Annotated in this window: 8 protein-coding genes and 1 pseudogene; 5 read left to right on the top strand and 4 right to left on the bottom strand. The window is 62.4% G+C overall.

What is annotated here, in order from left to right; genetic code table 11:
• Positions 1-1,323 (bottom strand): beta strand repeat-containing protein (locus tag T281_RS18865; RefSeq protein WP_245269250.1); only part of this gene is annotated, 1,323 nt, incomplete at its 3' end.
• Positions 1,324-2,132: 809 nt separating this feature from the next.
• On the opposite strand from T281_RS18865, the gene T281_RS13705 reads away from it, so the two are divergent.
• From T281_RS13705 to T281_RS13695, 3 genes are all read left to right on the top strand, one after another.
• The gene (locus T281_RS13705) at positions 2,133-3,752 is read left to right on the top strand and encodes an isocitrate lyase (RefSeq protein ID WP_037240229.1); all 1,620 of its coding nucleotides are present in this window, start codon (positions 2,133-2,135) and stop codon (positions 3,750-3,752) included.
• Between the two features lie 64 nt (positions 3,753-3,816).
• Positions 3,817-5,427: a malate synthase A gene (gene aceB / locus T281_RS13700; protein ID WP_037240227.1), complete on the top strand. Its 1,611-nt coding sequence runs from the start codon at positions 3,817-3,819 to the stop codon at positions 5,425-5,427.
• Between the two features lie 277 nt (positions 5,428-5,704).
• Positions 5,705-6,895 carry a molybdopterin molybdotransferase MoeA gene (locus T281_RS13695; RefSeq protein WP_037240239.1) on the top strand — a complete coding sequence of 397 codons (1,191 nt, stop codon included), beginning with the start codon at positions 5,705-5,707 and terminating at the stop codon, positions 6,893-6,895.
• Between the two features lie 14 nt (positions 6,896-6,909).
• Here the strand turns inward: T281_RS13695 and T281_RS13690 are convergent, their stop codons facing one another.
• Positions 6,910-7,215: an ETC complex I subunit gene (locus T281_RS13690; protein WP_037240236.1), complete on the bottom strand. Its 306-nt coding sequence runs from the start codon at positions 7,213-7,215 to the stop codon at positions 6,910-6,912.
• Positions 7,216-7,300: 85 nt separating this feature from the next.
• Here T281_RS13690 and T281_RS13685 point away from each other — a divergent pair, with 85 nt between their 5' ends.
• Both T281_RS13685 and T281_RS18390 read left to right on the top strand, forming a co-directional pair.
• Complete coding sequence (locus tag T281_RS13685) at positions 7,301-8,275, top strand: NAD-dependent epimerase (RefSeq protein ID WP_037240224.1); 975 nt, start codon at positions 7,301-7,303, stop codon at positions 8,273-8,275.
• A gap of 368 nt (positions 8,276-8,643) precedes the next feature.
• Entirely contained in the window at positions 8,644-9,186 is a 543-nt protein-coding gene (locus T281_RS18390) for a PadR family transcriptional regulator (protein WP_245269249.1), read from the top strand.
• A gap of 9 nt (positions 9,187-9,195) precedes the next feature.
• On the opposite strand, the gene T281_RS13675 is transcribed toward T281_RS18390, so the two are convergent.
• Together T281_RS13675 and T281_RS19160 are read right to left on the bottom strand one after the other, a co-directional pair.
• The gene (locus T281_RS13675) at positions 9,196-9,756 is read right to left on the bottom strand and encodes a flavin reductase family protein (protein WP_037240222.1); all 561 of its coding nucleotides are present in this window, start codon (positions 9,754-9,756) and stop codon (positions 9,196-9,198) included.
• Positions 9,753-10,399, bottom strand: a pseudogene (locus T281_RS19160) (DUF2252 family protein); the annotation flags it as partial. The pseudogene T281_RS19160 and the gene T281_RS13675, both read right to left, overlap by 4 nt.

Here is a 10,399-nt window from a genome sequence, read left to right as displayed (position 1 = left end):
GGTCGCGAGGTTGCGGTCGCCCGTTACGAAGTTGCCGCTGAGGTCGCCGAACGCCGAATTGAACGAGCCATTCACGACGTTGCCTGACACGTTGCCGACAGCCTTGTTGCTGTTGCCGGTTACTGCGTTGCCGCTGAGGACGCCTACCGCAAGATTGCCCGAACCGTTCACACCGTTGCCGCTGAAATTGCCCAGCACAGTGTTGAAGGCGGCACCATCTGCATAGCCGTTGCCGGAGACGTCGCCGATGACGGTGTTATTCTGGACGTCTGCGCCGGAGAGATTGCCGGAGCCGCTGCCGATGATCTTGTTGTTCTGGAAATTCTGGCCGTTGCCGGAACCCGACAGGTTTCCGACGACGAGGTTGTTCGAGTAATTCGCACCGTTGCCGAGAGCCGAGGTGTTGCCGATGACAGTATTGTTGGCGAACCCGGTCTGATTTAGGCCGCCGGAGCCGTTGCCTATTATGGTGTTGTCTGTCACCGAGCCGAGGTTACCGCTACCCGAAAGATCGCCGATAATCTTGTTGCCCGTAACAGGACCGCCGAGGTTAAGGCTGCCTGATCCGTTTCCGATGATCGTATTGTTCTGGACGTTATTGCCGTTGCCGCTACCGGATGCATTGCCGATAATGGTATTACCCGCCACGGAACCCGCGAGGTTCAAGCTGCCAGAATTATCGCCAAAAATTCTGTTGTCGGTTACGTTGCCGCCGTTTCCGCTGCCCGAATTATCGCCGACGATCCTGTTATTGGAAACGGTAACGGTTTGGGCCAGGCCGTTCAGGCTGCCTGAGTTGTTGCCGATAACCGCGTTGTTACTGATCGTCGCGTTTCCGCCAAGGAGACCGTTGCTCGAAAGCGAATTGTTCCCCTGAACATTGTTGTTCTGGATATTAGCGTTGCCGCCTAAAAGCGACGTTCCGTTCAGGCTGAGCGAATCGGTACCTTGGACGTTATTGTTTATGAGCGTCGCATTTCCGGACGTCAGACCGCTGCCGTTTCCGTTCGCGGAATTGCCCACGACAGTATTGTTTGTGAGAACGGCCGCTCCGGACGTTCCGGGCAATGTCGCATTACCGTTGTTGCGAAGGGCTTCCGCGCCATCCACGGTATTGCCGGTGCAGTTCAAGCTGTTACTGCCTAGGAAACCACCGGTTCCGTTCGTTTTTCCGGCGTTGGTGCCGGTCAATGTATTCGTGCCGCCTGGACAATCCAAGGCCACAGCTGGCGCGCTTGCCATTGCTGTCAATGCAGCGGCGCTGACCCCGGCCGCGAGCGCATAACGGAGAGTGCTAAGTATATGCACTTTCTGATTTAACATCGACCTTCTCCAAAAAATTTCGCCGGGCGTGGGTCATTCTCAGCCATGCACTGGCTGAATGCGACTTATGCGCTCCTTGTCCGGACGAGATCAGAGTCCCTGATTCCAAGCAACGCGGATGTACAATCACAAGTTGAATTTGACCCTGATGTTGACAAATGGTCACATTCCCAGGTTGTATTCTACAACCAGATCTTCATCTGACGAGTAAGTCACAAGCAACTCACTGTCGCTCTGGTGCTCCAACACTTCGGTGGCGTCGCTACCCGCTACGACAAGGACACCCCGCTCTCGCGGTCGTCGGGCTCATCGCAACACGCTTCTGGTGGGCAAGCCGTTATGAGTACACGGCTCGGATCGAGTTCGATATCGGCCGCATCGGGCGCCGCATTGGCCAGAAGACTTGGCTACACGCGGGAAGCTATAGCTATTCGGGCACTGTCTGCCTTGCATTCGCAAGACTCGCAAAATCGCACTGACCCCTTCACAAATCCCCGCAAATTCAGCTCTATCTCAAGAAATAGCTGGCGAATATTGTGTGATCAACAAGCAGATCACAAGGGATTCCGCGAATGCGACTTGTCTTCAAGGCACCGGACACGCTCCCCCCAGTGACGAGCGAAACGCCACGGTGGCCGGATCGCCCGGAAGGCTTCGCACTCTCGGTCAGCCCGCGCGGCAGCGATCCCGACTGGCCCGAATTCGCGCCTCACGAAGATGCGGACGCACGATCGGGGCGGCAGATGGCTCCCCGCCCTCCGGGGCACTGATCGCCTCAAACAAAAATCCAACAGGGAAGGATAAACACCATGCGGCAACGCAAAACCTATACAGAACACAACGCCGAACTCATCGCGCGCTATCCCGAAGGGCGCACCCCCGGCGGCGTCCTCGTGGACGACATCGTCCAGCTTCGGCTTCAGAACACATTCGATATGCATCTCGACATCGCCCGTGCCATGGCGACCGTGATGCGCGCCGACATGGCCGCCTACGATGCGGATTCGAGCAAGTTCACCCAGTCGCTCGGCTGCTGGTCAGGCTTCCATGCGCAGCAGATGGTGAAGTCAGTCAAGCGCCTGCGCGGCACCGCGAAGGGCACCTATGTCTATCTCTCCGGCTGGATGGTGGCGGGGCTTCGAAACCGCTTCGGGCATCTGCCGGACCAGTCGATGCATGAGAAGACGGCCGTCGTCGATCTGATCGAGGAAATCTATGTCTCGCTGCGTCAGGCCGACGAAGTGGCTATGAACGACCTCTTCAAGGATCTGCGCGCTGCTCGCAAGGCGGGAGACAAGGCCGCTGAAGCGAAGGCCATCGCCGCCATCGACAGCTTCGAAACGCATGTCGTGCCGATCATCGCGGATATCGATGCCGGCTTCGGCAACGAGCACGCCACCTATCTGCTCGCAAAGGAGATGATCAAGGCGGGCGCTTGTTGCCTCCAGATCGAAAATCAGGTCTCCGACGCGAAGCAGTGCGGCCATCAGGACGGCAAGGTGACGGTGCCGCGCGAAGACTTCATCGAGAAGCTGCGCGCCTGCCGCTTGGCCTTCGAGGAACTGGGCGTCGAAGACGGCGTGATCGTTGCGCGCACCGATAGCCTTGGCGCGGGGCTTACGCAGAAGGTGCCGGTTTCGAAGCACTCGGGCGACCTCGCTGCTGGCTACATCAAGTGGCTGAAGACCGAGCCGATCACCACGAAGAACCCGATCCGCGAGGGTGAGCTTGCGCTCTACCGCGACGGCGAATTCGTGAAGCCGGTGCGTCTGCCGAACGGCCTGTTTCCGTTCAAGGAAAACACCGGGCACCAGCGCGTCGTCGAGGACTGCATCGCGTCGCTTGTTGAAGGCGGGGCGGATTTGCTCTGGATCGAAACCGATACGCCGAATGTCGACGAGATCGCGGGCATGGTTTCCGAAATCCGCAGGGTCGTGCCGGATGCGAAGCTCACCTACAACAACTCGCCGTCGTTCAACTGGACGCTGAACCTACGCAAGCAGGTGCGCACGCAGTGGCTCGCCGAAGCGCGCATCGGCCTGGACGACTATCCGGACGGCGCGGCGCTCATGTCGGCCGAGTTTGACGACACCGATCTCGGGCGCGAGGCTGACGCGCGGCTCCAGCGCTTCCAGGCGGACATCGCGGCCCGCGCGGGCGTGTTCCATAACCTCATCACGCTGCCGACCTTCCACCTCACGGCGAAGAGCGTCGACGAACTCAGCCGCGGCTATTTCGGGCCGGAGCGCATGAAGGCGTATGTCACGACCGTGCAGCGCGAGGAAATCCGGCGCGGCGTTTCGGCGGTAAAGCATCAGCACGAAGTCGGCTCCGATCTGGGCGACACCTTCAAGGAAATGGTCGCGGGCGAGCGCGCGCTGAAAGCGGGCGGTCACGGCAACACCATGAACCAGTTCTCGGCGGAATAGACCGCCTTATGCCGGGCGCGTGTAGAGGCGCGCCCGGCGCCAAAAACATCCCGAGGAAACGTCCATGACTGTCGCTGAAAAGCAGCCGCCAGCTCCTGCTGGTGTCGTCGTCCACGGCGCGATGCGGCCTCGCTTCGACGAGATTCTGACACCCGCTGCGCTGACCTTTCTCGCCGACCTGCACCGCCGTTTCGATAGAAGCCGCGTGGAACTTCTGAAGCTCCGCGCCGAACGCCAAAAGCACTTCGACGCAGGCGAATGGCCGGATTTCCTGCCCGATTCGCGTGACATCCGCTCGGGCGACTGGCGCATCCGCAATATCCCCACCGACCTTCAGGATCGGCGCGTAGAGATCACAGGCCCGACCGACCGCAAGATGATCGTCAACGCGCTGAACTCCGGCGCAAAGACGTTCATGGCCGATTTCGAGGATGCCACATCGCCCACCTTCCAGAACGTCATCGACGGGCAGATCAACCTCAAGGACCGCTGGGCGGGGCGTCTGGATTTCACCGACTTCGGCACCGGCAAGCGCTACGAACTGAAGCCGAACCCGGCCGTGCTGATCGTGCGCCCGCGCGGCTGGCATCTCCCCGAAGATCATATCGTGGTCGATGGCAAGGCCATTGCCGGGGCCTTTGTCGATTTCGGGCTTTACGCGTTCCACAACGCACGCACCATCATGGCCGCAGGGGCGACGCCAGCCTTCTACCTCCCGAAGCTCGAAAGCCATCTGGAGGCGCGGCTGTGGCGCGATGTGCTTGCGCATGCGGAAGCAGCGCTCGGCATACCCTACGGCTCGTTCAAGGCCACGGTGCTGATCGAAACGCTGCCCGCCGCCTTCGAAATGGACGAGATCCTCTACGAACTGCGAGACCATATCGTCGGGCTGAACTGCGGGCGCTGGGATTACATCTTCTCCTACATCAAGCGGCTCGGAAAGAACCGCCGTTTCCTCACGCCGGACCGCTCCGCCATGGTCATGGGCAGCGCCTTCCTGCGAGCCTATTCGCTGCTGCTCATCAAGACCTGCCATCGCCGCGGCGCTTTCGCCATGGGCGGCATGGCGGCGCAGATCCCCGTGAAGAACGATCCAGCCACGAACGAAGCCGCCTTCGCAAAAGTCCGCGCCGACAAGGAGCGCGAAGCGGGCGACGGCCACGATGGAACCTGGGTGGCTCATCCCGACCTTGTGCCAGTGGCCATGGAGGTGTTCAACCGCCTGATGCCGACGCCAAATCAGCTTCATGTCTCGCGCGAGGATGTCATCGTCACGCGAGAGCAGATGCTCGGGGTGCACGAAGGCAGCCGCACCGAAACGGGGCTCCGCGAGAACATTCGCGTCGGCGTGCAGTATATCGAGGCGTGGCTGCGCGGGCGCGGCGCGGTTCCGCTCTACAACCTGATGGAGGATGCGGCCACGGCCGAGATCAGCCGCGCGCAGGTATGGCAATGGCTGCATCACGCAGCACCGCTTGATGACGGTCGCGCCGTTACCAGCGCGCTCGTCGAAGCGGTCTTCGCCGAGGAAGTGACGAAGCTTCGCGAGACATTTGGCGCAGATGCCTTCGATGCCGGTCGATTTTATGAGGCAGGCGATATTTTCCTCTCGTTGACGCTCGCGAGCGAATGTCCGGAGTTTCTCACCCTTCCCGCTTACAGGCTGCTAGCCTGACCCAGATCGCATGCCGTCGAGCCAAGGGCCAGGCAGCGTAAGGCCGACGGCATGCGGTGACGCCGCGCTTGTTCATCGAACAAGCGCGGCGTTGTTGCTTCGGGCATCAGGACGAGGCAGGCTCGCGAGCGTCATCGCTACCGAAAAACTTCTTGGCCAAGTCGGCATGTGTTGCCGCCAGCAAAGAATAAAAATGTAAGGAGGCGAGTCACGCCACCTTCCTTGGCGCGTGCGGTGTCGCCGGAACGTGATGCTTGAACCGAGGCAGGAGAAGCCGATGCCGCAACCGATCCCCGTCGATGAGGCGCTGGCGAAAATTCTCGCCTACGTCGAGCCGGTCGCCGCTGAAATCGTATCGCTTCTCGACGCAGGGGGCCGCGTTCTCGCGGCGGACCTCGCCGCGAAGCTTACGCAGCCGCCGTTCGATGCCTCGGCGATGGACGGCTATGCGGTCCGCGCCGCCGACATCGCCGCCGCGCCCGCGCGCCTAGCCGTGATCGGCGAAGCGGCGGCGGGGCATGGGTTCGCAGGCACGGTCGGGCAGGGGCAAGCCGCACGCATATTCACGGGCGCTCCCGTCCCGGCCGGGGCCGACGCCGTCGTCGTGCAGGAAGCGGCGCGTGAGGCGGACGGCGTGGTGACGGTGCTCGAAGTCGTGCCGCCCGGCGCGCATATCCGCCGACGCGGCTACGATTTTCGGGAGGGTGAAAACATGCTCGGCGCGGGCGAGACGCTCAACGCGCGCAAGATCATGCTCGCCGCCGCGATGAACCACGGGTCGCTTTCGGTGCGACGCAGGCCCGTCGTTGCCGTGCTGGCAACCGGCGACGAACTTGCCGAACCGGCGGCGGAGCTTCGCGCGGGGCAGATCGTGTCGTCGGTGCCGGCGGGGCTTTCGGCGGCGGTGGCGGCATGGGGCGGGACGGCGGACTGCCTCGACATCGCGCGGGACACGCGGGAAAGCCTCGCCGCCGCCATTTCCGCCGCGCGCGATGCCGATATTCTCGTCACCATTGGCGGGGCTTCGGTCGGCGCGCACGACCTCGTTCAAGGCGCGCTCGAAGCGGCGGGCGCGCAGTTCGAGGTGATGCGCGTGGCGATGCGGCCCGGAAAGCCGCTCATGTCGGGGCGTCTCGGCCGCCAACGCGTGCTGAGCCTGCCGGGCAATCCTGTCGCGGCGCTCGTCTGCGCGCGACTGTTCCTGAAGCCGCTGCTCGACCGGATGCTAGGCCGCGCGCCGGACATTACGCTCGACGAAGCGCCGCTCGCGGTTGCCCTCGCCGCGAACGGCCCGAGGCAACATTATATGCGGGGGCGCCGCGAGCACGGCGCGGTGACGCCGCTAGGCGATCAGGACAGTTCGCTCGTTTCCGTCTTCGCCGCCGCCGATTGCCTGATCGTGCATGCGCCTTACGCCGCCGCTCTCGATGCGGGCAGCGTCGTTCCAATCATCCCGCTCGACTTCTAGCGTTATCGCTTGCGTCAGTGCGTCCAGCTTCCGATCCGGCCATATTTGAAGTTGTCGGAGTAGGACTTCTTGATCGCCGCGCGAGGGTTCGGCTCGAACACGCGATAGGGGATCGCGTTTTTCTTCGCGTAATTCACGGCCTCTTCCTTCGTTTCGAAGAACAGCCGAACCTGGCTCAGCATATCGTTCGAACTCGTCCAGCCCATCAGCGGCTCGATCTCGCGCGCGGATGCGGGCTCGTAATCGAGCACCCAGTCCTTGGCTTTCGCGAGGCCGGACTGCATGGCGGTTTTCGCCGGTTTATAAATTCGCGCGATCATGTGCATTTCAACCGGAGCAATTGTTCACGCGTTGAATTTGGGCCATACCGGCTGAAATGACAATCGTAAACAGTCAGGCCGAAGCATGACAATTCTGGTAACAGGTGCGGCGGGGTTCATCGGCTTTCATGTTGCAAAGGTCTTGCTCGCGCGTGGCGAGGCGGTTGTCGGCTTCGATAATATCAACAATTACTACGACCCCTCGCTTAAGCACGCCCGGCTTGAACACCTCGCGGGCGAGAGGGCGTTCACCTTCGTGAAGGCGGATCTCGCCGATGCCGACGCCGTGCGCGACACCTTCGCGCGCTTTAAGCCTCGCCGGGTCGTACATCTCGCGGCGCAAGCGGGCGTGCGTTATTCGCTGCAAAACCCGCAAGCCTATCTCGACTCGAACGTCACCGGCCTTCTCAACATCCTCGAAGGGTGCCGTGCGCACCGGCCCGAGCACCTCGTTTTTGCGTCGTCCAGCTCGGTCTACGGCCTGAACGCGAAGCTGCCGTTCGCCGAGGTGGACAAGACCGACGCGCCCGCGAGCCTCTACGGGGCGACCAAGAAGTCGGGCGAGTTGATGGCGCACGCCTACGCGCATCTTTTCAAGCTGCCTATGACCGGCCTGCGCTTCTTTACCGTCTATGGCCCCTGGGGTCGGCCAGATATGTCGCCGATCATTTTCACGAAGGCGATCATCGAAGGTCGCCCGATCGATCTTTTCAACAATGGCGACCACGCGCGCGATTTTACCTATATCGACGACATCGTGGATGGCGTATTGCGCGTCGTGGATATGACGCCGGTTGCGGGTGCGAGCGGACCCGCCTTCGAGATCTACAACATCGGCCACAACGAGCCGGTGCAGCTCAACGACTTCGTGGCCTGCATCGAGGACGCCATAGGTAAAAAGGCGATCCGCAACTTGTTGCCAATGCAGCCCGGCGACGTGCCGGACACCCACGCGGACATCGAGCGGCTCGCAGCGGCGACCGGGTTTCGGCCAACGACGCCGATCGAGGTCGGCATACCGCGCTTCGTGCGTTGGTATCGGGACTACTATCGCGTGTGAGGCGCAAGCCGTCCCGTCCCCCGGCGACTTTTTCGACCGTCTTAGATATATCGCACTTGCCATCGCGTCGGAATGGGCGTATTGGTGTGGGCATGCAAAAGATATATCTAAGAAGGAACTAAAACATGTCTTTTAGTAATTGGCCTGAAGGCCGACCCAACAGGGGCGAACGCTCGCGCGGGAAGTGCGACGAAGGTCGCGGCTGTGACCATCAAGAAGGGCGGGGCTGGTTCGCAAGAGTGCGCGGTCGCTTTGGCGCGCTCCCTGGCTCCGAGAATTCGGGCGAACGCGAGTTCGGGCGTTGCCGCTCGCACGGCGGCAGGTTCGATGATATAGCCGCGCGCAGATATATCGAAGGAGGCGACAAGGTGTTCGGGCACGGCTCAAAGCGCGGCGGTTCTCGCCATGGCGGAGATTGGCGGGATCATCCCTTCGGCGGCAGGCGCGGACGTCATGACCGCCCTCTTGAGCAGGGCGACCTGCGCTGGCTCGTGCTCGACCTGATCGGAGAGCAGCCGCGCCATGGCTATGAGATCATCAAGGCCATCGAGGACGCCTTCAACGGTGCCTATACGCCAAGCCCCGGCGTCATTTATCCGACGCTGACGCTGCTGGAAGAAACCGGCCTGATCGTCAGCGAAACGCAGGGTGCGAAGAAGCTTTACAGCCTGACGGATCAGGGCCGCGCCGAACTCGCCGCGCGGGTTCAGGAAGTTACCGCGGTGCGCGGAAGGCTTGAGGAAGCGCGCGCCCGCTTCGGGGCGAACCCCGCGCCCGAGATGATCCGCGCGATGGATAACCTCCGCGCAGCCGTTCAGGTTCGCCTGTCGAAGGGTCCGCTTTCGCCGGAGGCCGTGCAGGTGATCACCGGCGCGCTCGACCGGGCTGCGAGCGAGATCGAGCGTAGCTGACCGAAACGGCTAAAGCATCTCCGGGCGGAACTGAGATCGCCGCGAGATGATCTTGCCCGAAACCATGAACTCGCCGCCGCCGAGATAATGGAGCGTCTCCGGATGCTTCGGCGACGGCGCGACATGCGCTTTAACGACCTCGAAGATGAAGAAATTGTAGGTGTCGACGAGCGCATCATCGTGCAGGCGGCACTCGAAACAGGCGTGGCACTCGGCGATGAGTGGCGCGCCGACCTCGCTCGCAGGTTCCGCCGCCAAGCCGAAATGCGCGAACTTGTCGATGTCGGCACCGGACGTATTGCCGACGCCGACCACGATATCGGTGAGCGCCGTCGTCGGCAGGTTGATGACGCACTCGCGCGATTGCCGGATCAGCTCGAAGCTGTGATTGCCGGCCGAGATCATGAGGCCGACGAGCGACGGCGAAAACTCCATCACCGTCTGCCAGCCGAGCGTCATGACGTCCGTCTTGCCCTGCCATGCCGAAGAGACGAGCACGATCGGGCCCGGTTCCAGATAGCGGCGTACCTGGCTCACCGGGAAATCGAGCTTCTTCGGATGCCTCGTCATTTTTTCGTTTTCCCGGCTTTCGGCGTAGCGGGCTCCGGCTTGTAGGCCGCCTGCCACGCCTTGAAATCCTTGAGCACGCGCGCGCTGAGCGACATCGCGCCGTCGCGCAGCCAGCCCTCGGGGCGCGCCTTCAGATGCGCGGCGATGTCCTCGGCCTGTACGCTCGCGGCGTGGATCGCGCCTATGTCGTGACCCATCGCTTCGAGGAACAGCCCCTGAAGGCGCTTCGGGATTTCGCCGCCAAAGTCGAGCTTGCGCGAATCCGGCGCGATGCGGCGAAACAGGTAACGGCCGCGGATGTCGAGGAAAGGATCGGGCGCGCGGAAAGGTCCATCCGCCAGCTCGCGGAAGCGCGGCGGCCACCCCTCTTTCTTGTGCGCGTAATCCCATGCGGACGGCACCAGCGCCTTCGCCTCGCGCACGATGCGCCCGCCACGCCATGTCGCCACCGCGATGTAGCGCGGGCGGCCAAGGCTGCCGCCGCCTTTCGCAAGCGGTGCGTATCCTTCGATGACGGCGCCTTCGGGGAAACTCTCGGCGAAGCCCGCTCTCACATCGCCGGGTGGATCGAAATCCGGGAGCGTCTCCGTGTCCTTTGCGAAGTCGGCGCGCGTTTTTTCCGTCGGCGAGACGAAGGGGCGCA

The organism is Rhodomicrobium udaipurense JA643 (genome assembly GCF_000636015.1).
Classification (GTDB): Bacteria; Pseudomonadota; Alphaproteobacteria; order Rhizobiales; family Rhodomicrobiaceae; genus Rhodomicrobium; species Rhodomicrobium udaipurense.
This window is presented reverse-complemented; position numbering and strand designations above follow the sequence as displayed.

Excerpts from the sequence above, each read along its gene's own strand:
- aceB (WP_037240227.1), top strand. The coding sequence starts at position 3,817 with ATGACTGTCGCTGAAAAGCAGCCGCCAGCTCCTGCTGGTGTCGTCGTC.
- T281_RS13690 (WP_037240236.1), bottom strand. The coding sequence starts at position 7,215 with ATGATCGCGCGAATTTATAAACCGGCGAAAACCGCCATGCAGTCCGGC.
- T281_RS13685 (WP_037240224.1), top strand. The coding sequence starts at position 7,301 with ATGACAATTCTGGTAACAGGTGCGGCGGGGTTCATCGGCTTTCATGTT.
- T281_RS13705 (WP_037240229.1), top strand. The coding sequence starts at position 2,133 with ATGCGGCAACGCAAAACCTATACAGAACACAACGCCGAACTCATCGCG.
- T281_RS13695 (WP_037240239.1), top strand. The coding sequence starts at position 5,705 with ATGCCGCAACCGATCCCCGTCGATGAGGCGCTGGCGAAAATTCTCGCC.
- T281_RS13675 (WP_037240222.1), bottom strand. The coding sequence starts at position 9,756 with ATGACGAGGCATCCGAAGAAGCTCGATTTCCCGGTGAGCCAGGTACGC.